16 protein-coding genes and 1 pseudogene are annotated in these 19,182 nt (G+C 66.1%); 3 read left to right on the top strand and 14 right to left on the bottom strand.

Going from position 1 to position 19,182, the window contains the following annotated elements; all coding sequences use genetic code 11:
* Positions 1–181 precede the first annotated feature (181 nt).
* Both VDQ28_RS09725 and VDQ28_RS09720 read right to left on the bottom strand, forming a co-directional pair.
* On the bottom strand, positions 182–1,681 hold the full coding sequence (locus VDQ28_RS09725) for a DNA methyltransferase (RefSeq protein WP_323035753.1): 1,500 nt from the start codon (positions 1,679–1,681) through the stop codon (positions 182–184).
* On the bottom strand, positions 1,681–1,902 hold the full coding sequence (locus VDQ28_RS09720) for a hypothetical protein (RefSeq protein ID WP_323035752.1): 222 nt from the start codon (positions 1,900–1,902) through the stop codon (positions 1,681–1,683). Before VDQ28_RS09720 ends, VDQ28_RS09725 begins: the two co-directional genes overlap by 1 nt.
* 133 nt (positions 1,903–2,035) lie before the next feature.
* Between VDQ28_RS09720 and VDQ28_RS09715 the strand changes: the two genes are divergently transcribed.
* Both VDQ28_RS09715 and VDQ28_RS09710 read left to right on the top strand, forming a co-directional pair.
* A complete protein-coding gene (locus VDQ28_RS09715) occupies positions 2,036–2,305 on the top strand; it encodes a DksA/TraR family C4-type zinc finger protein (RefSeq protein ID WP_323035751.1) in 270 nt (89 codons plus the stop codon).
* Between the two features lie 136 nt (positions 2,306–2,441).
* Positions 2,442–4,417 (top strand): annotated as a pseudogene (locus VDQ28_RS09710) (methylmalonyl-CoA mutase family protein).
* A gap of 393 nt (positions 4,418–4,810) precedes the next feature.
* Here the strand turns inward: VDQ28_RS09710 and VDQ28_RS09705 are convergent.
* The 7 genes from VDQ28_RS09705 to VDQ28_RS09675 all read right to left on the bottom strand — a co-directional run bounded on the left by VDQ28_RS09705 (position 4,811) and on the right by VDQ28_RS09675 (position 11,157).
* Positions 4,811–5,272, bottom strand: coding sequence for an Hsp20 family protein (locus VDQ28_RS09705; protein ID WP_323035750.1), 462 nt, complete (start codon positions 5,270–5,272; stop codon positions 4,811–4,813).
* A gap of 134 nt (positions 5,273–5,406) precedes the next feature.
* On the bottom strand, positions 5,407–6,195 hold the full coding sequence (locus VDQ28_RS09700) for a trypsin-like serine peptidase (RefSeq protein ID WP_323035749.1): 789 nt from the start codon (positions 6,193–6,195) through the stop codon (positions 5,407–5,409).
* Positions 6,196–6,302: 107 nt separating this feature from the next.
* Positions 6,303–6,869: a hypothetical protein gene (locus VDQ28_RS09695; protein ID WP_323035748.1), complete on the bottom strand. Its 567-nt coding sequence runs from the start codon at positions 6,867–6,869 to the stop codon at positions 6,303–6,305.
* A gap of 58 nt (positions 6,870–6,927) precedes the next feature.
* A complete protein-coding gene (locus VDQ28_RS09690; RefSeq protein WP_323035747.1) occupies positions 6,928–7,074 on the bottom strand; it encodes a hypothetical protein in 147 nt (48 codons plus the stop codon).
* A 100-nt stretch (positions 7,075–7,174) separates the two neighbouring features.
* Positions 7,175–8,500: a glycolate oxidase subunit GlcF gene (gene glcF, locus VDQ28_RS09685; RefSeq protein ID WP_323035746.1), complete on the bottom strand. Its 1,326-nt coding sequence runs from the start codon at positions 8,498–8,500 to the stop codon at positions 7,175–7,177.
* 3 nt (positions 8,501–8,503) lie between these two features.
* The gene (locus VDQ28_RS09680) at positions 8,504–9,610 is read right to left on the bottom strand and encodes an FAD-binding protein (protein WP_323035745.1); all 1,107 of its coding nucleotides are present in this window, start codon (positions 9,608–9,610) and stop codon (positions 8,504–8,506) included.
* A gap of 113 nt (positions 9,611–9,723) precedes the next feature.
* Positions 9,724–11,157, bottom strand: a complete 1,434-nt coding sequence (locus VDQ28_RS09675) for an FAD-linked oxidase C-terminal domain-containing protein (RefSeq protein WP_323035744.1) — start codon at positions 11,155–11,157, stop codon at positions 9,724–9,726.
* Between the two features lie 159 nt (positions 11,158–11,316).
* On the opposite strand from VDQ28_RS09675, the gene VDQ28_RS09670 reads away from it, so the two are divergent.
* A complete protein-coding gene (locus tag VDQ28_RS09670) occupies positions 11,317–12,024 on the top strand; it encodes a DUF599 domain-containing protein (RefSeq protein ID WP_323035743.1) in 708 nt (235 codons plus the stop codon).
* Here VDQ28_RS09670 and VDQ28_RS09665 read toward each other — a convergent pair.
* Genes VDQ28_RS09665 through VDQ28_RS09645 form a run of 5 tightly spaced genes read right to left on the bottom strand, consistent with a single transcriptional unit; the run spans position 11,983 to position 19,177 of the window.
* A complete protein-coding gene (locus VDQ28_RS09665; protein ID WP_323035742.1) occupies positions 11,983–12,420 on the bottom strand; it encodes a DUF1801 domain-containing protein in 438 nt (145 codons plus the stop codon). The genes VDQ28_RS09670 and VDQ28_RS09665 overlap by 42 nt on opposite strands.
* A 10-nt stretch (positions 12,421–12,430) precedes the next feature.
* Entirely contained in the window at positions 12,431–14,497 is a 2,067-nt protein-coding gene (locus VDQ28_RS09660) for a hypothetical protein (protein WP_323038100.1), read from the bottom strand.
* On the bottom strand, positions 14,497–17,277 hold the full coding sequence (locus tag VDQ28_RS09655) for a DUF4159 domain-containing protein (protein WP_323035741.1): 2,781 nt from the start codon (positions 17,275–17,277) through the stop codon (positions 14,497–14,499). The genes VDQ28_RS09660 and VDQ28_RS09655 overlap by 1 nt, the downstream gene beginning before the upstream one ends.
* Entirely contained in the window at positions 17,277–18,161 is an 885-nt protein-coding gene (locus tag VDQ28_RS09650; protein WP_323035740.1) for a DUF58 domain-containing protein, read from the bottom strand. The genes VDQ28_RS09655 and VDQ28_RS09650 overlap by 1 nt, the downstream gene beginning before the upstream one ends.
* Positions 18,158–19,177, bottom strand: coding sequence for a MoxR family ATPase (locus tag VDQ28_RS09645; RefSeq protein ID WP_323035739.1), 1,020 nt, complete (start codon positions 19,175–19,177; stop codon positions 18,158–18,160). The genes VDQ28_RS09650 and VDQ28_RS09645 overlap by 4 nt, the downstream gene beginning before the upstream one ends.
* Positions 19,178–19,182: the final 5 nt, after the last annotated feature.

Here is a 19,182-nt window from a genome sequence, read left to right as displayed (position 1 = left end):
ACAGGAACGGCGGGCGGGGTAAATGCTTGTTGAAGCGGAAGTGTCCCGCGTTTGTCCCACCGTGGGACACAGCGGGGGACGCGTGAAATCAAGCGGTTAGCGTGCAGCGTTTACCCGGTGTTAAGACAGTCCCCCGGATTTCCGGGGTGTCCTGTCATCGGGTAAGGCGCGCGCCTGCACCCTATAAATCGAGCGCGCCCTGATTGCTGGTGCGTTCCTCTCGCGGGGCTTTCTTGAACCCGTCGTCGCGGCGGGCGGGCAGACGCACGGCGCGGTCGCGCAGGTGCAGGGCCTCTTCGATGGTGACGATCTGCAAACGCGGCACGGGCGAGAACCCGGGCAGTTCGAATTGCCCCGCCCCCGCCGCCTCGGTGATCATCGGCTTGGTGGGCTCGGCCAGGGTGAGGAACACGCCAATGCCCGCACCTTCACGCTCGATCACGCCGCGCAGGTCGCGGATCATCGCCACGCCGACATTGTCGCCCGCCTTGACCGAGACAATCGCCCGGCCTTCGTGCTTTGAGCCAAACCAGATGTTGCCGTCGATGCCCTTGTCGGCGCTTTTTTTCGACAGGTTGCCGGGCTGCGCGTTGAGCAGGGACAGTGCCCATTTTTCAAACTCGAAATAATAATTCTTGTCGTTGCGGCCCCGGTTGGCCATGTCGCGCGCGCCGGCCAGATCCTGCGGGACGCCGTGGGTGGTGAATTGAACCCCCTCGAACGCGTCGCGCAGACGCTTTTCAATGAGGCCAATGGCAAGGTGGGTCACGTCAATGCCGATCCACTGGCGGTCGAGTTTTTGCGCGGCGTGCACGGTGGTGCCACAGCCGCAAAACGGATCGAGCACGACATCGCCGGGGTTGGATGAGGCGGAGAGGATACGTTCGAGCAGGGCCACGGGTTTTTGCGTGGGGTAGCCGAGGCGTTCGGCAGTTCCCGTGGTTAGTGGTTGAACGTCGGTCCAAACGTCTTGCAATGGAATGCCCTGCATTTCGTCTAGGAAGCGTTTGTATTCGGGCATGCCATCAAACGTGTGACGCAGCCTTCCTTCTGCCGCAAATTGACGCATGTTTGCGCGTGAATATGCCCAATAACGCCCCTTATAGGAAAGAACGGCCTTGTATTCCCTGCCCTCTGCCGGGTTCAGGTATTCATCGTCTAAATCAGCGTCCCATCTAACCCGTTCGTTAGCGGGCTTCATGACACGCCACTCGTAGCTGGTGTCGCCGCCGCCCTTCGCTGCTGTTAGGTCGCCTCGTCGAAATCTCCGGCCCGTTTTTTCATCAATTAGGCCATAGTCGCGGCCAGTATATTCTTCGCCGTATGGCGTGAATACTTCGTTCCATGTCCAGTTCTTCCCTTTGGCGTAATAGAGAAGCGTATCGTGGATATGTCCGTGGTTTTTCTTGCCTTGTTTCGTATCGCTGTGCGCGCTTGATCGTTTCCAGATGATTTCACTATTGAAATTCACCGCCCCAAACACCGCATCCAACAAGATCTTCAGATAATGGCTCGCCGTGGGATCGCAGTGCAGATACAGCGAGCCGGTGGGTTTGAGCACCCGGTGCAGCTCCAGCAGCCTCACCGCCATCATGGCGAGATAGGCCATCATGTCATTGTCGCCCAGAAAGCTGCGCATGGCGCGCAGCATGGTGCTGGCGGCGGCATTCTGGCCGCGCATCACCTCGCCAAACGCCTCCTCGGCGCTGTCGTTCCAGTGCCAGGTGTCGTCAAACGCCTGAATTTGCGCGGCTGAGTCATTCCCTGCGGCCCTTTGAACAGCACGTTATAGCTGGCGTTCGAGTTGAACGGCGGATCAAGGTAGATCAGATCGACGCTTTCATCGGCAATCGACTCGCGCAGAACCTTCAGGTTGTCGCCATAATAGAGGTGGTTTGCCATCGCCCTGCCCGCCTGTGCCGCGTTTTTTCCATGGCGTTCAGGTTAACCAGAGGTTGCGGGGCGCGGCAAGGCTTGCCCCTTGACGACGGCACCCGGGGCTCTCACCTTGAGGGGGCAAGGCGGAGGACGGAATATGGCGGGCGGTTGGGCAAAGGACGGCGCGGTTCAGGAGCAGATCGAGGCGTCGATCAACGACGAATTGGCGCGGCTGAAGGCGCGCAAGGCGCTGGTCGGTGACAGTTTGACCCACTGCGCCGAATGTGACGAGCCGATCGCGCAGGCGCGGCGCATGGCGCTGCCCGGTGTCAAGCTGTGCATCGACTGCCAGCAAGAGCGCGACGGTACGTTCCAGCCGCGCCCGGGCATCAACCGCCGGGGCTCGAAGGACAGCCAGATGAAATAGGCCGGGGGTTTGGATCACAGATCACGCCGCGTTGCAGCGCTTTCGGCTTGACATTAAGTTACGCGTTTGGGATGGGTTTGCGTAACATAATTACGCCGCACCTGCATTCTTGCGCCGAACCCCGGAGGCCTCCGCCATGACCGCACTCGAAAAGCCCGCCAAAGACAAACCGTGGCTGTTTCGCACCTATGCCGGGCACTCGACGGCCAAGGCCTCGAATGAATTGTACCGGTTGAACCTGAGCAAAGGGCAGACCGGGCTGTCGGTGGCCTTCGATCTGCCGACGCAGACGGGCTATGACAGCGACCATGAGTTGAGCCGCGGTGAAGTGGGCAAGGTGGGCGTGCCGATCAACCATCTGGGCGATATGCGGGCGCTGTTCGAGGCGATCCCGCTGGATCAGATGAACACCTCGATGACGATCAACGCAACCGCGCCATGGCTGCTGGCGCTGTATATCGCGGTGGCCGAGGAACAGGGCGCGGATATCACGGCGCTGAACGGCACGGTGCAGAACGATATCATCAAGGAATACCTGTCGCGCGGGACCTATATCTGCCCGCCCAAGCCCAGCCTGCGGATGATCACCGATGTCGCAGCCTATACGCGCGAGCATCTGCCGAAATGGAACCCGATGAACGTGTGTTCCTATCATCTGCAAGAGGCCGGTGCCACGCCCGAGCAAGAGCTGGCCTTTGCGCTGGCGACGGCCTGCGCGGTGCTGGACGATCTGAAGGGCAAGGTTCCGGCCAACATTTCCCCGAGATGGTCGGGCGGATCTCGTTTTTCGTGAACGCGGGCATCCGGTTTGTCACCGAGCTGTGCAAGATGCGGGCGTTTGTGGAATTGTGGGATGAGCTGTGTCTGCAGCGCTACGGCGTCGAGGACGCGCGCTTCCGGCGGTTCCGCTATGGCGTGCAGGTAAACTCGCTTGGCCTGACCGAGCAGCAGCCCGAGAACAACGTCTACCGGATCCTGATCGAGGCGCTGGCAGTGACGCTATCAAAGAATGCGCGCGCCCGTGCGGTGCAACTGCCGGCGTGGAACGAAGCGCTGGGGCTGCCGCGCAAATGGGATCAACAGTGGTCACTGCGCATGCAGCAAATCCTGGCCTATGAGACAGACCTGCTGGAATACGGCGATCTGTTCGACGGCAACCCGGTGGTCGCGGCCAAGGTCGAGGCGTTGAAAGACGGCGCGCGGGCCGAGTTGGAGCTGATCGACAGCATGGGCGGCGCGGTCGAGGCCATTGAATACATGAAGGGTCGCCTGGTCGAGGCCAATGCCGAGCGCATCGGGCGGATCGAGACCGGCGAGACCACGGTGGTGGGCGTGAACAAGTTCACCACCACGGAGCCCTCGCCGCTGACCACCGGCGAGGGCGCGATCATGGTGTCGGACAAGGACGCCGAGCGCGACCAGATCGAACGCCTGAACGCGTGGCGCGCATCGCGCGATGAGGCCGCGGTGCAGGCGGCATTGGCCGAGTTGCGAACCGCGGCAGCGGCGGGCATCAACGTGATGCCCGCGTCGATCAAGGCGGCCAAAGCGGGCGCGACCACCGGCGAATGGGGCTTTGTCGTGCGCCAGGCCTTTGGCGAATACCGCGCCCCGACCGGCGTTTCGCGCAACCCCTCGAACCGCACCGAAGGGCTGGAGGAAATCCGCGCCGCCGTGGATGCGGTCAGCAGAAAACTGGGCCGCCGCCTGAAGTTCGTGGTCGGCAAACCGGGGCTCGATGGGCATTCGAATGGCGCCGAACAAATCGCCGCCCGCGCCCGTGATTGCGGCATGGACATCCATTATGAGGGCATCCGCCTGACCCCCGCCGAAATCGTTGCCGCCGCCCTCGACCAAGACGCCCATGTCGTCGGCCTGTCGATCCTGTCGGGCAGCCATGTGCCGCTGGTCAAGGACCTGATGGCGCATATGCGCGATGCCGGACTTGGCGAGGTTCCGGTGGTCGTCGGCGGCATCATCCCCGAGGACGACGCTGAACGCCTGCGGGCCATGGGGGTCGCGGCGGTTTATACGCCCAAGGATTTCGAGCTGAACCGGATCATGATGGACATTGTCGGCTTGCTCACCGAGCAGCCCGCCGCAGCGGAATAAGGCCGGGCCACCCTGGCCCCGTCATGCGCGGGGTCGACGGCGCGATGGTGAGTATTTTTGGCAAGATGAGGCCCAAGTCAGGGCAGGTCGTGTTTCCGTGACAACACCGGCTGGCGTGAACGCTCTGTGCCGTGCAACACGGACTCACCCCGGCAGGCGCTCTCTGATTTTCAGGCGACGCGACCCAGTTTGGTCCGGTTATCCGCTCTTTGTTCTTCAAATATCCTGGGGATGAATTCGGCTTCGCCGAAGAGGGGGTGAAACCCCCTGCTGCCCCGCAACGCGCGCATGGCCAGAGCCGCCTGGCCGCGGCAGATCTACGGGTTGATCCGTGTGCAAAAAAGGGCGCACCCCATTGAGTGCGCCCTGAAGAGGAGAGTTTTCGTTACCGGTTCAGGCGGCGGAGGCCTGCACCAATTGCGCCGATGGCTCTGCGCGCGCGATTTCAATCCGGCGCGGCTTCAGCGCCTCGGGGATCTCACGCACAAGCTCGATGTGCAGCATTCCGTCGGCATGGGTGGCGCCATTCACGCGCACATGGTCAGCCAGATGGAAGCGGCGCTCAAAGGCGCGGGTGGCAATGCCGCGGTGCAGATAGGTCCGCTCGACGGTGTCTTCGGCCTTGCGGGCCGACACCACCAACAGGTTCTGCTTGACTTCGACCGACAGCTCGTCGCCGGTGAAACCAGCCACGGCGATCGAGATCCGGAACCCGTTCTCATCGACCTTCTCGATGTTATAGGGCGGGTAGCTGGGCTGCACCGGATCGGCGGTCAGGGCGCGGTCCATCAGGTCTGCCATCCGGTCAAAGCCAACCGAACCACGAAACAGCGGGGTGGGGTCAAAATTACGCATCAGTGTCATCCTCATCATAAGCGATGTCATAGGGTTACCCGCCGGATCACCCGGCCGGGCGTCTGCTCATCGAACCCCGTTCGGGCATCCGATACACCCCATGTGGGAAGCCTGTAACGGGCTTTCAAGAGGGCTCAGGGCCGCAAAAATCGGGCCGTCGTGCGCGCGCCTTGCGGCTGTCTTGCGGTCGTGCCGGTCACGCCATTATCCAGCGCCAGGCTCAGGGCGTCGACCCGCGCGCCCAGTCGCATTCCCAGGGAGACCGGGTCGCGGCTGCCCTCGGCCATTGCCGAAATCACCGACACGATGCGCAGTTCATTGTCCTGCACCGCGAAAACCGGCGACCCCGACGAGCCGAATTCGATCTGGCACGAGAACACCGACACCCCGTCGCGGCGCTGGTCGAGAACGTGGCAGGACTCCTGGATCGACGGCGCATCGGCGCGCCCGCGCCCGTAGCTGACCACCGCCACTGTATCGCCGCGTTCCAGAGGCGACGAGGCGATCGCAAACGGCCGGATCCCGGTGGTGCGGATCGGGCGGTCGAGTTCCAGAAGCGCCAGATCGGTCGGCACATTCGCCAGCGCGGCACCGGCGTCAAACCTGAACCCGGGCCAGATCGCCACGTTGCGGACCGCGCGGATCGCCTCGGCCCGCCCCGTGCGCCAACCGGCCAGAAATTCGAGGCGGGATTCGTCGATGCGCGCGCCGGTGTTTCGATCAAACAGGCAATGCGCGGCGGTCAGGACACGGGTCGGCGAGATCAGCGTACCGGTGCAAAAGCCCACGCCATCCATGTTGAGCCGCCCGACGGCCTCCCAACCGCGGCTGGCATCGGCGGTTTGCAGGGCCTGCAAGCGGCTGTCCTGGGCCTGCGCCATGGGGGTCAGCAGAATCGTGAGGATGGTGAGGATGGCACGCATGGGGGCTCCGCTCGGGTTGATTGGTGGCGTGTATGGTGGAGAAACCGGGCGAAATTTGGGCCGCGGGACGCCTCCGGCGGGGGAGTATTTGCGGCAAGATGAGGGGATCAGCGCGAAAGAGACCTGCAATTGCGCGAGTTGGACGTTGATATCGCGTTGATAGCTTTGGCGAACCCGCGCATCCGTTGCCATGTGCTGGGCACGCAGATGGCGGTCGATATTGTCAGCCATGCTGTCGAAACGACCCAATGCTCGCGCGCCAGGGGCGTCAGTTCGTGACTACTGGTTTCCTTGAGTGCCTGCATCCCGTCTCGGATTTCCGAAAGCAGGGTATGGGCATCGAGGTCAGGCTCCAGCTCCAGCTCCTGCAAGGGCGCGAAACGCAGGAAGGTGGAGGCAAAGTGTCGGTTGGTCACCTCGAGACGCGTTTGAACATGGGTGCACAAGGCAAACTGCAGCGGCCCAAGTTCATCGCGCGTCGCGGGATTCAGGGCAAAACCCAGCAAGATGGCACCATGGTTGATTATGACGCCGACGCGCAGTTCGCCGGAGTCATTGGCACGGTCAGATTCCGAGAGTGCGGCGTTCAGATACACTGCGATGACGGCGGCATCGCCTTGTGTCGTGCCTTTCGCGGCCATGGCCTCGGTGAATACCTGCATCTGGTCGCGCACGGCGCCGATGTCATCACGCACCCGCTAGAGCGCCATCGGGTCGCGCATGTATGCGATGTCACTGGCGAAGGGGACAAGACGCAGCGCGACAGGCAAGCAAAGCAGCAATGCGCCGCGCCTCGGCTTTTTCAGCCTCGGTTCCTTGCGGCAGGCTGTTCAGCCATGCCTCAAGGCCTTTCTCATCAACAATCTCACGAACGTCCACGCACCACCCCTGCCCTTCTCAACCGCGACCCTAGAGACCACCGCATCGGGCGGCAACACGCGCAACGCCCCGTAGGGTGCGTGCTTGCACGCACCGTCACTCAGCGCAGGATCGGCACGGCGGGGGCCGCCTTCTTGCCCTCCACGTCCAGCCCGGCGGGGCGTGGCCCGCCGGTGGCCCAGTCGAGCAGTTCGACCGTATGCACAATCGGCACCTCGGTCCCCGAGCCGATCTGCATCATGCAGCCGATGTTGCCCGCCGCGATGATATCCGGCGCTTTCGCCTCGAGCGTCACCACTTTCAGCGCCTTCAACTGCCCGGAAATCTCGGGCTGCAGCAGGTTATAGGTCCCCGCCGAGCCGCAGCACAGGTGGCTGTCGGCGGGCTCCACCACCTCGAACCCGGCCCGTTTCAGCAGGTCCTTGGGCAGCGTCTTGATCTGCTGGCCGTGTTGCAACGAACAGGCCGCGTGATAGGCCACGCGCAACCCTTTGGGCGCGCCTTTCTCGATCCCCAGCGTGGTCAGCACCTCGGACACGTCGCGCGCCAGACCCGCGACCACCGCCGCCTCAGCCGCCAAGGGATCGTTGCGGAACATATGCCCGTAATCCTTGACCGTCGTGCCGCAGCCCGAGGTGTTGATGACGATCGCATCCAGCCCCGCGCCGGTTTTCTCGGCCATCCATGCGCGGATATTCTGCGCCGCGGCGGCGTGGCTCGCGCGCGCCTTGCCCATGTGATGGGTCAGCGCGCCGCAGCAGCCCGCGCCCTCGGCCACCACCACTTCGGCCCCCAGACGCGTCAGCACCCGGATTGTCGCGTCATTGATATCGGTGTTCAGCGCCTTTTGCGCACAACCGGTCATCAGCGCCACCCGCATCCGGCGCGGCCCTTGCGCCGGGAACACCTGCGGGTCGTCATTGCGGCTGACGGCGGGGATCTGTTTCGGCGCCATCGCCAGCATCGCCCGAAGCCGCGCATCGGGCATCAAAAACCCGAAAGGCCGCCCGATCTTCGCGCCCAGCAGCGCCAGCCGGAACCGCTTTGGATAGGGGATGATCTGCGCCAGCACCCAGCGCAGGACCCGGTCGAACAGCGGGCGCTTATAGGTCTGCTCGATATAGGCGCGCGCGTGATCCACCAGATGCATGTAATGCACACCCGAGGGACAGGTGCTCATGCAGGCGAGGCACGACAGGCAGCGGTCGATGTGCTTGACGGTTTTCGCATCCGCCGGGCGGCCGGTTTCCAGCATCTCCTTGATCATGTAGATCCGGCCGCGCGGGCTGTCCAATTCGTCGCCCAACACGGCATAGGTCGGGCAGGTCGCGGTGCAAAAGCCGCAATGCACGCAGCTGCGCAACACCTCGTTGGCGCGCTGGATGGCGGGGTCTTTCAACTGCTCGGGCGTGAAATTCGTTTGCATGGCTTACTCCATCAACCCGGGGTTCAGAAGGCCGCGCGGGTCGAACCGCGCGCGCAAACCGCGGGTCAGCGCCAGAACCGGCGCGGGTTCCGGGTGAAACGGGGCGAGGCGCGCCCGGGTCTCGAGGCTGGCACGGATCAACGTGGCGTGGCCTTTGAAATCGCCCAGCGCGGCGCGCAAATCGGTGCCGGGCGCGGTGCGCAGCCAGACCAGACCACCGCCCCAATCCATCAGCGCCTCGGCCCCCGCCACGGCGACCAACCCCGGCGCATCCGAGGGTTTGACACTCAGCCGCCAGAGATCGCCGTCATCCCCCTGAAACACCGCACCATCGCGCACGTCACGCCAGAACGCCGCGGTTTCCCCCCTGTCCAAGCGCGTAACCGCACCAAACCGGGCCAGATGCGCGGCCAATTCACCTGCGCGATAGGCCACCGAGGCCGCGAACCCCTCAAGCCGCAGCGCCGTGCGCCCATCGGGCAGCCGCGCCGCGCCGGTCACGTCAAAGGGCGAGCCCAGCGCCGCCGCCATCGCCGCCACCGCCCGCGCAGGGTCCAGCCCCTCCAGCATCAGGGTCGCGGCATCCTCCGGCGCGGGCAGCACCTTGAACGCCACCTCGCTCAGAACCCCCAGCGTGCCCCAGGACCCGGCCATCAGCTTGACCAGATCATAGCCGGTGACATTCTTCATCACGCGGCCGCCGTTTTTCACGATCGCCCCGGTGCCATCGACAAACCGGACCCCGATCAGACTGTCGCGGCACGCCCCGGCCTGCACGCGACGCGGCCCGCTGGCATTGGCCCCAACCATCCCGCCCAGGGTCGGCTCGCCCGTCGTGCCCAGCAATCCGCGATGATCCATCGGCTCGAACGGCAACCGCTGCCCCTGCGCCGCCAGCGCCGCCTCGACCTCGGCCACCGGCGTTCCGGCGGCGGCCACCAGCGTCAACGCCCCCGGCTCATAGAGGGTGATCCCGCTCAGACCCGCCACACAAAGCGTCTCGCCAACCACCGGTCGCCCGATGCCCCGCGTGCCGCCACCGCGCACCACCAAAGGCCCGGCGGCGTCGCGCACCGCCTCGGCCAGTTCTGTCTCCGTCGTCGGGCGCATCAAATCCTCCAACCCTCTCGGGCTTCATCTTGCCGAAAATACTCACGGGGGTTCCAAGGGGGCGCGTGCGCCCCTTTGGCGAGGGGGTGCGGGGGGCGAGCAGCCCCCCGCGTTCACGCCACGCGCCGCGAGGCGCTGGCGTCCAGCGGAAACACCTTGGCCGGGTTCAGCAGCCACCGCGGGTCGAACACATCCTTGACCCGCATCTGCGCGTCCATATCGGCGCCGTTGAATTGGACATGCATCAGATCGCGCTTTTCGATGCCCACGCCATGCTCGCCGGTCAGGCAGCCGCCGACCTCGACGCAGAGCCTCAGGATCTCGGCGCCGAACGCCTCGCACAGCGCCAGATCGCCCGGCTTGTTGGCGTCGAACAGGATCAGCGGGTGCATGTTGCCGTCGCCGGCGTGGAACACATTGGCCACGTCCAGCCCGTAGTCTTTGGACATCTCGCCAATCCGGCGCAGCACGAAAGGCAACGAGGACACCGGGATCGTGCCGTCCAGACACATGTAATCGTTGATCTGCCCCATCGCGCCAAAGGCCGATTTGCGCCCCAGCCAGATTTTCGCGCTTTCCTCGGCGGATTGGCTTTCGCGGAATTCCACCGGGTTGTGCCGCAGGGCGATCTCGCGGATCAGCGCCAGTTGTTCGTCGATTTCCGCATCCGCGCCCTCGACCTCGACGATCAGCAGCGCCTCGCAATCGGGGTAGCCCGCCTTGGCAAAGGCCTCTGTGGCGCGGATGCAGGGGCGGTCCATGAATTCGATCGCCACCGGCAGGACGCCCGCCTTGATGATGTCCGACACGCAGGCGCCCGCCACCTCGTTGCTGTCAAACCCGATCAGCACCGGCCGCGCACCCTCGGGCTTGGGCAGGATGCGCAGGGTCGCCTCGGTGACCACGCCCAACTGCCCCTCCGAGCCGCAGATCACGCCCAGCAGGTCCAGCCCGCCCGCATCCAGATGCGCGCCGCCGATGTCCACCACGGTGCCATCCATCAGCACCATGACCACGCCCAGCAGGTTGTTGGTGGTGACGCCATATTTCAGGCAATGCGCGCCGCCCGAGTTCATGGCGATATTGCCGGCAATCGCGCAGGCCAGCTGGCTCGACGGGTCGGGCGCGTAAAAGAACCCTTCTGCTTCCACAGCGCCCGTCACGCTGAGGTTGGTGCGCCCGGTCTGCACGCGGATAAAGCGGTTGTCATAGTCGGTTTCCAGCACCGCGCGCAGCCGCGCCACGCCCAGAATCACGCTATCCGCGGTCGGCAGCGCACCGCCCGCGAGCGACGTCCCCGAACCGCGCGGCACCACCGGCACGCCCTCGGCATGGCAGACCTTCAGCACCGCAGCGACCTGTTCGGTGGTGGCGGGCAACACGGCGGCCAGAGGCGGACAGCGATAGGCGGTCAAGCCGTCACATTCATAGGCGCGGGTCTCGATGGGATCGTCGATCACCGCGTCGGCGGGCAAGACCTCGCGCAGCAATGCGACGATGCGCGCCTTGCGCGCCAACACAGTGGCCTTGGGCACTGGCATTTCCATGATGAACCCTCCCGGTTTTGGTAAGAAAATATAACCAATTTGTACTCTCTGTCCAGTTTTCATGCCGCACGCTGCGCAGTTTGTTCGCCTCTGCCGCCGGTATGCCCTATGAGGGCCGCAGGAATCGGCCCTGTTCGGCCGTCAGCGTGGGGTTGTGCGATGCGTGCCGACGATATCTTGGGTCTGTTTTCCCCGTGGGATTTTCTGGCGCTGGTGCTTTTGGCGGCGTGTTGGGCGCTTTTGGGCCGCCGCATCGAATCCGACCGTGCCGCGAGCCAATCCGTCACCGTGCTCATGGCCGCCTATCGCCGCGAGTGGATGCGCCAGTTCATCACCCGCGCGCCGCGCATCTATGACGCGACGATCATCGGCAACCTGCGGCAAAGCACCAGTTTTCTCGCCTCGGCCACGATGATCGCGCTGGGTGGGTTGCTGGCGCTGATCGGCAATTCCGAGCGCCTGGTCGGCGTCGCCCAGGACCTGACGCTCGGCAGCCACAACCCGCGCGCCGTCGAAATCAAGCTGATGCTGGCCGGGTTGTTCCTGACTCATGCGTTCCTGAAATTCCTGTGGTCGAATCGGCTGTTCGGTTACGCCTCGGTGATCATGTCGGCGGTGCCCAATGACCCCGCGGACCCTTTGTGCCTGCCGCGCGCCACACAAGCCGCCGAGGTCAACATCCGCGCCGCGTTCAATTTCAACCGGGGCCTGAGATCGACCTATTTCGCGCTGGCCAGTCTGGTCTGGCTGATCGGTCCGTGGTCCTTGATCGGCGCGGTTGCGGTGGTCAGCTACATGATCTGGTGGCGCGAATTTGCCTCGGCCTCACGCAATATCCTGCTGGACCCGCCGCCGCCCAGCGCCTGACGCCTTGGTGCGATGATAGGTCAGCGCGGCCTGAAGACACAGCGCCAGCGCCGCGCGCGGCAGGTCGCCGTCGCGCAGGATCAAGGCGCGGTTCTTGTCAAAGTCGAACACCTCGGCAAACTGCGTGCGAAATGTCTCGATCAAGGTGGTTTGACAGTTGAAAAACACGGCGCAGCGGTTGGGCCTTGATTTCACGACGCCCAGCCGAATGGTGCTGCCGCTGCGGCTGGCGTCGGTGAGATAGGCGGGCTCGCCCCATTTCAGACACTCGGTCAGTGGCCCGACGCCGTCGGTTTGCGCGGCGACCTCGAAGATCAGCGCGCGGATCTCGGCGAATCGGGGCTGCAAGGGGCTTGGATGGCGTGCGAGGGCTGTTGCGATTGGTGTGGGGATCAAATGTGTCATCCTAGCGCCGCGCCTCGCGCAGCCACGCGCCAAGGAACAAGACGCCGCCCAGCAGCAGCCAGGCCCAGGCGGGCAGGAAGGGCGTCAGGCGCACATCGGTGGTCACATAGGCCCCGCGCGGGGTGATGCCCAACCACCCGCGCCCGAACGCCTGCCGCCCGGCGCTGACCGTGCGCAGGGCTGGCAACCCGCTTGCAATCGCCGCAACACCGCCGCGCGTGGCATCGAGCAAGGGTTGCAGCGGTGCGGCATCGGCCACGACACGCTCGTATTCGCGCGGATTGGCGGCACCCAGCACGCTGACCGCATCAAGATCGTCCGAGAGCAAACGATACAGCCCCGGCTCTGCGCCCTGCCAGTCGGCGGTGAAGCGGCCCGGCGCGGACTCGGTCAGGTCCACGGTGGTTTGCGTATCATCGGGGCGGGTGATGGTGACGCTGTGCGGCCCGTCGCGCAGCGAACGGCGGGTGATGTGCATCGTCAGACCCTGCGCCTCGGCGACCAGGGCTTCCTCTTCGAGATCGGGCTCGGCCATCATCCAATGCGCGAGACGGCGCAAGAGTTCGGCCTGCGGCCCGCCACCCTCGAAGCCGCGATCCCAGAGCCACGCCTGATCCGAGGCCAGCATCGCGATGCGCCCGTCGCCGACCCGGTCCTGCACCAGCAGCGGGCGCTCGCCAATGCCCAGCATGGTGACTTCGCCCGAGGTGGGCGTCAGTTCCACCTGCCGCAGCCAGCGCCCCCAACCGGGCAAGCCGCTGTCGGTTGTCGGCCAATCGGCATCAAGCCCCGCCGTCACCGGATGGCGCGCCCCAATCGCTGAGAGATGCGGCACAAAAGGTTGCTCGAACACCCGCGCGGTGGGTTCGGCGGGCATGATCTGACCCAGCGGCGAATAATAAATGCTCTCGGCGCTGGCCAGTTCCGGGCCGCCGACGACCAGCAGCGCGCCGCCTTCGGTGACGTATCTTCGGATATTCTCGAAATACGAATTCGGCAGGATGCCGCGCCGCCGGTAGCGGTCGAAGATGATCAGGTCGAATTCGTCGATTTTCTCGATGAACAACTCGCGCGTGGGGAAGGCGATCAGCGACAATTCCGTCACCGGCACCCCATCCTGACGATCCGGTGGGCGCAGGATGGTGAAATGCACGAGGTCCACGGCGGGATCTGATTTCAACAGGTTGCGCCAGGTGCGCTGGCCGGTGTGCGGCTCGCCGGACACCAGCAGCACGCGCAGTCGGTCGCGGATGCCGTGAATCTGCACGACCGCCTCGTTGTTGCGGTCGGTCAACTCGCCCTCGGCCGGGTCGAGCACGAAATGCAGCACATTCATGCCGCCGTGATTGAGCGTCAGATCGAGGCCCATATCCTGCCCGATCGGCGCCATCGCGTGCTGCATCGCTTCGCCGTTCAGGGCAAAGCCCACGCGCACCGAGCGGCCGCGCAGGGCGGCGGGCACATCGCCCTCATCCTCGATGCGCACCACCAGCCGCATGGTCTCGCCCAGAATGCCATAGGCGGGCGCGTTGCGCACGATCAGGCGGCGGTCCCAATCACCCGGCGCGCCGGTTTGCAGCAGATGCGCGGGCGCGGGCAGGTCGGCGGTCACCGGGTCATGCGCCAGCCCATCCGAGACCACGAACACCCCCGCCAACCGGTCACGCGGCACCTCGGAGAGAGCGCCCTCCAGCGCCTCGTTCAGGCGCGATCCGGCGTTGTCGGGGGCGTCGCGCACGGGGATCACGCGTTCTTCGACGCCAAGGCGCAAGAGTTCGGCGGTCAGATGGGCAACGGCGGCCTCGGTTTGATCGGTGCGCTCGCGCAGCCGGTTCGAGCCGGTTTCATCGCGCAGCACAAGGACGATATCGGGCAGGGTTTCGCGATCCTCGGATTGCAGCGACGGGTTGGCCAGCGCGGCCAGGATCACGCCCAGCCCCAGCCCCCGCAGCGCCCAGCCGGACAGCCGCCGCCACAGCGACAGCGCCGTGATGACCAGCGCCAACGCGGCCAGCGCGGCGACAACCGGCCAGGCCAGCAGCGGGTCGAAGATCACGCTCGTGCCCATCATTGGCCCAGCCTTTCGAGCAATGCAGGCACATGCACCTGATCGGATTTATAGTTGCCCGACAGCACATGCATGATCAGGTTGACGCCAAACCGCAGCGCCATTTCGCGCTGGCGCTCGCCGGTCGTGCCGCGCCCGACGGGCAGCAAGGGCATGCCGGCATCATCCACCGCCCAGGCCGAGGCCCAATCATTCGAGCCGATCACCACCGGCGTCACCCCGTCATTGAGGTTGCGAAACGGCATCCCCTCGGCGCGTTGGGCATCCGCGGGTGCGGCCTCGACCCACAGCGTGCCGCCTTGATAGCGACCGGGATAATCGTTGAGCAGATAAAAGGTGCGGGTCAGGACGTGATCGACCGGCACGGGTTCCAAGGGCGGAATATCCATGCCCGAGGCGATGCGCTGCAAACGCCGCGCGGCGGGTGTTGTGGTGCCGGTCAGGCGCGCAACCTCGGCGTCGCGGGTGTCGAACAGGATCATCCCGCCCGAACGCAAATAGCGGTTGATGCGGGCGTAGGCCTCGGGGCTGGGGATCGGGCTGGTGTCGGTGATCGGCCAGTAGAGGAAGGGGTAAACCGCCAGTTCGTCGGTTTCGATGTCGATGGTCATCGGCGCGGCGGGTTCGACGGACGAGCGTGAAAACAGCGCCCGCGACAGGCCGCGAAGCCCGGCCAGAGCCACCGCGTCAAGCTGCGCATCGCCCGAGGCGACATTGGCCAGAACCACCGATTCCGTGGCCTCGAGAATGCGGGGGTTGAGGGTTTGCGCGTCGGCGGGGGTCTGCGCGCCCAACACCAGCAGCAGCAAAGCCGCGCGCAACAGCCGCCCGCCCAACGCCAGGGTGGCCAGCGCGTCGATCATCATCAGCGCGGCGGCCAGCGCCAGAAGATAGCCCGCCAGCGGCAGTTCGGGTTGCTCGAACCCGGTTTCCACGGCGGTTCCCAAGGGCCAGAGCGCCGGGGTCAGCGGGGTTTGCGCGCTGGTCGCGTTGACCGCCAGCCTGAGTTCGGCGCCCGCATAAAGCCCCGGCGGCAGGTCGGCACTGGGTTGCGCGGTGCCGCGGATGACCGGGGCCAGAGCCTCACCGGTGACGGACGCGCGATCATCGGCGCGGCGCAACTGGCCAAAGGCATCGAGGATATCCTCGGGCTGCCAGGTGGTGCCGGCCAACTCGTCCGCCTCGGGCAAGGTGCCGCGCGTCGAGATCGCCAGACGGTCCAGCATCGCCACGAACAGACCCGACAGCGGCAGGTTCGACCATTCGGCATTGGCGGTAACGTGGAACAGCACCACCTGCCCCGCACCGCGCGCCGCACGGGTCACAAGGGGCGTACCATCGGCCAGCGCGGCAATCGTGCGGCTGGACAGATCGGGGCCGGGCTGCGCCAGAACCTGCGCGCGGATGCCGACGTCTTGCGGAACGGGCAAGCCGACAAAGGGCGAGGTGTCGGGGAAGGGTGCCAGGCTGCGCGGGTCGCCCCAGCTCATCGCGCCGCCCACCGTGCGGCCACCGGCGCGCAATTGCACCGGCAACAGCGGGTCGTCAGCCGGGATCGTGATGCTGCCGGTGGCGGAATTCAGCGCCGCCCCGGCAAGGCGCGGCCCGGCAAAGCGCAGCAGCAAACCGCCCCGTTCCAGCCAGTCGGTCAGCGCGGCGGTTTCGGCCTCGGTCATGCCGGGTTGATCGGCGAGCACGATCACATCGGGGCCGGACAGCAAGAGGTCATCGAGGCTGGCGGATTCCACCAGATCGGCGCTGGGGGCCAAGGCCTCGCGGATGTAATGCAGCGGCGAGAGCAGCGCCAAGGCCTCGGTGTTGTCGCGCACGGTCAACAGGCCAACCTTGCGGCGTTGCAGGCTGTCATCGGTCAAACTGACCGCCCCGGCACCGCGCGCGCCCTGAATCTGGAACCGCGTCACCCGGTTGCGCAATTCGGGCGGCAGCGACAGCGCGGCCTCGGCGTGCAACGCCCCGGCGGCGAAGGTCAGCGGCGTGCGGGCGAGGTCACGCTCTATGCCCAACGGGTCGCGGCCAATCGCCAGCAGGGTCAGGTCTTGCGCCGGGCCAGCGCTGCGCCGTGCGGTCACGGTGACCGTATTGCCGTCGAAACTGGCGGGGGCGAGGGCCAGAACCGGGGTTTCGGGCTGAAACACCTGCACCGGGCCATGCGCGGTGAGGGCGGCCAGCAGAGCGGCACGGCCATCGCGGGCCAGGCCATCGGAAACCCACAGGGTTTCAACGCCGTCGGGCAAGACCTGCACCCAGTCGGGCAGGCCGGGTTCGGGCGACCAGGCGCGCGGGGCGAGGCCGGGCAACCGTTCCAGCCATTCATCGGCGGTGCGAAATTCGATCTCGGCGACCGGCGGGTCGGTCAGGGTGATCACCGCCGCCGGACGCCCGGCGCGCTGCGCGGCCTCCAGCGCGCGGGTCGCGCGGTCCAGGCGGCGCGGCCAGTCGCGGGCGCTGGCCCAGGAGCCATCCATCACCACCAGCATCGGCCCCTGCCCCGGCAGGCTTTGCACCGGGTTCAACACCGGCCCGGCCAGCGCGACAATCAGCGCACTCAGCGCGCCGATGCGCAGTACCAGTAGCCACCAGGGCGTGCGCTGGCTTTCGGGGTCCTTGTCGCGCAGGCCCAACAGCAGCGCGATGCCGGGAAACCGCCGCCGCACCGGCGCGGGTGGCACGGCGCGCAGCAGCCACCACAGGATCGGCAGCGCAATCAGCGCATAGAGGATCGCGGGCGCGGTAAAGCCCAGAGCACCAAGTGACAGCATCAGCGCCCCCCCTCGCCCAGCGCGTGATAGAGCCACAACAGCCCCTCGGAGGCCGGACGGTCGGTGTGCAGCGTCGTCGCGTGCCAGCCCGATTGCCGCGCGAGGCCGGCAAGATGATCCTTGCGCGCGGCAAGGCGGGCGGCGTAGTCGGTGCGCAGGTCGCTGGCGCGCAGGGTTTCATAGCTCAGATGGCCGGACATGCTTTCAAACCGGGTGCGCCCGTCAAAGGGAAAGTCCTCTTCGACCGGGTCGAGAATTTGCACCAGAATGCCGCGCATCGCGCGATTTGCGGCCTGATCGAGCGCCGTTTCGATCGCGCTCAGGTCACCCAGAAAATCCGAGAACAGCACCACATGCCCGCCGGTCGGGGCGGCGTGCAGATCAACCGCGCCGTGCTCGGTGGTGGTGGCGGCCTCGGTGGCGAGCGCCATCGTCAGCAACTCGGCCTGCGCGCGGCCCAGACGCGGGGGCAAATCGGCCTCGGCCAGCCCGACACGCTCGCCGCCACGCAACAGCACAAGACCCAGCGCCAGCGCCAGCAACCGCGCGCGGGCGGATTTCGTCTCGCGCGCGGGATCGCCCGAAAACGCCATCGCCGCCCCGGTATCGACCCAGAGGGTCACCGCGCGGGCGGCTTGCCATTCGGTTTCGCGCACGAACAGATCATCGCCGCGCGCGGATCTGCGCCAGTCGATCCGGGTTGCCGCATCCGAGGCATGCGAGGGGCGAAATTGCCAGAATTCCGCGCCCGGCCCGATCCGACGCCGACCATGCGCCCCGGGCAGCGCGGAATTCGCCAGATGTTCCGCCGCCACCAGCAGCGGCGGCAAGGCCCCCGAGAGCGCCTCGGCAGAGTGGCGAAGGGCGGGGGCTGTGTCTGTCACGCGGCCGCCCCGAGGGCGCCGGTCGTGCGGTCGGTGATCCGGTCAATGACGCTGCCAAGGCTTTCGCCCCGCGCGCGCGCCGCGAAACTCAGCGCCATGCGGTGAATCAACACAGGCCGCGCCAAGGCTGCGACATCCTCGGTCGAAGGGGCCAGACGCCCTTGCAGCAAGGCGCGCGCCCGCACCGCCAGCATCAGCGCCTGCGCGGCGCGCGGGCCGGGCCCCCAGGCAAGGCTGTCGCCCAGCGACGGGTCGGCATCGGCGGCACCGGGGCGGCAGGCGCGCACCAGATCGAGGATCGCTGCGACCACACTGTCGCCCACCGGCATGCGGCGGATCAGCGCCTGCGCGGCGATCAGATCCGCGGCCGAGAACACCTGCTGCACCTGGGCATCCTTCATCCCGGTGGTGGCCAGCAGGATCGCGCGTTCGGTGTCGCGGTCCGGATAGGGCACGTCGATCTGCACGAGGAAGCGGTCAAGCTGGGCCTCGGGCAGCGGATAGGTGCCCTCTTGCTCGATGGGGTTTTGCGTGGCGAGAACGTGGAACGGCGTGCCCAGCGGGCGGTGCTGCCCGGCGATGGTGACCTCGCGCTCCTGCATTGCCTGCAACAGCGCCGATTGCGTGCGCGGGCTGGCGCGGTTGATCTCGTCGGCCATCAGCAGTTGGCAAAACACCGGGCCTTCGATGAAGCGGAACTCACGCCGACCATCGGCCCCGGTTTCCAGCACCTCGGCGCCCAGAATATCGGCGGGCATCAGGTCTGGCGTGAACTGGATGCGATTCGATGCAAGCCCCATGACCGTGGCCAGCGTATCGACCAGCCGGGTCTTGCCCAAGCCCGGCAGGCCGACCAGCAGCGCGTGACCGCCCGACAAAAGCGCCATCAGCGACAGGTCCACAACCGTCTCTTGACCGATGAAGCGCGGCGCTATGGCGGCGCGGGCGTCGGCCAGACGCGCCCCAAGCGCCTCGATTGCGGGAACCAGAGTTTCGCTTTGCGGGTGATCGGTCATCGGCG

This window comes from Pararhodobacter sp. (assembly GCF_034676545.1).
Lineage (GTDB): Bacteria > Pseudomonadota > Alphaproteobacteria > Rhodobacterales > Rhodobacteraceae > Pararhodobacter.
Note: the sequence above shows the minus strand (reverse complement) of the source record. Positions and strands in the feature narration are given on the sequence as shown.

Excerpts from the sequence above, each read along its gene's own strand:
- VDQ28_RS09700 (WP_323035749.1), bottom strand. The coding sequence starts at position 6,195 with ATGCGTGCCATCCTCACCATCCTCACGATTCTGCTGACCCCCATGGCG.
- VDQ28_RS09670 (WP_323035743.1), top strand. The coding sequence starts at position 11,317 with ATGCGTGCCGACGATATCTTGGGTCTGTTTTCCCCGTGGGATTTTCTG.
- glcF (WP_323035746.1), bottom strand. The coding sequence starts at position 8,500 with ATGCAAACGAATTTCACGCCCGAGCAGTTGAAAGACCCCGCCATCCAG.
- VDQ28_RS09645 (WP_323035739.1), bottom strand. The coding sequence starts at position 19,177 with ATGACCGATCACCCGCAAAGCGAAACTCTGGTTCCCGCAATCGAGGCG.
- VDQ28_RS09705 (WP_323035750.1), bottom strand. The coding sequence starts at position 5,272 with ATGCGTAATTTTGACCCCACCCCGCTGTTTCGTGGTTCGGTTGGCTTT.
- VDQ28_RS09655 (WP_323035741.1), bottom strand. The coding sequence starts at position 17,277 with ATGCTGTCACTTGGTGCTCTGGGCTTTACCGCGCCCGCGATCCTCTAT.
- VDQ28_RS09660 (WP_323038100.1), bottom strand. The coding sequence starts at position 14,497 with ATGGGCACGAGCGTGATCTTCGACCCGCTGCTGGCCTGGCCGGTTGTC.
- VDQ28_RS09720 (WP_323035752.1), bottom strand. The coding sequence starts at position 1,902 with ATGGCAAACCACCTCTATTATGGCGACAACCTGAAGGTTCTGCGCGAG.
- VDQ28_RS09725 (WP_323035753.1), bottom strand. The coding sequence starts at position 1,681 with ATGCGCGGCCAGAATGCCGCCGCCAGCACCATGCTGCGCGCCATGCGC.
- VDQ28_RS09680 (WP_323035745.1), bottom strand. The coding sequence starts at position 9,610 with ATGCGCCCGACGACGGAGACAGAACTGGCCGAGGCGGTGCGCGACGCC.
- VDQ28_RS09675 (WP_323035744.1), bottom strand. The coding sequence starts at position 11,157 with ATGGAAATGCCAGTGCCCAAGGCCACTGTGTTGGCGCGCAAGGCGCGC.
- VDQ28_RS09715 (WP_323035751.1), top strand. The coding sequence starts at position 2,036 with ATGGCGGGCGGTTGGGCAAAGGACGGCGCGGTTCAGGAGCAGATCGAG.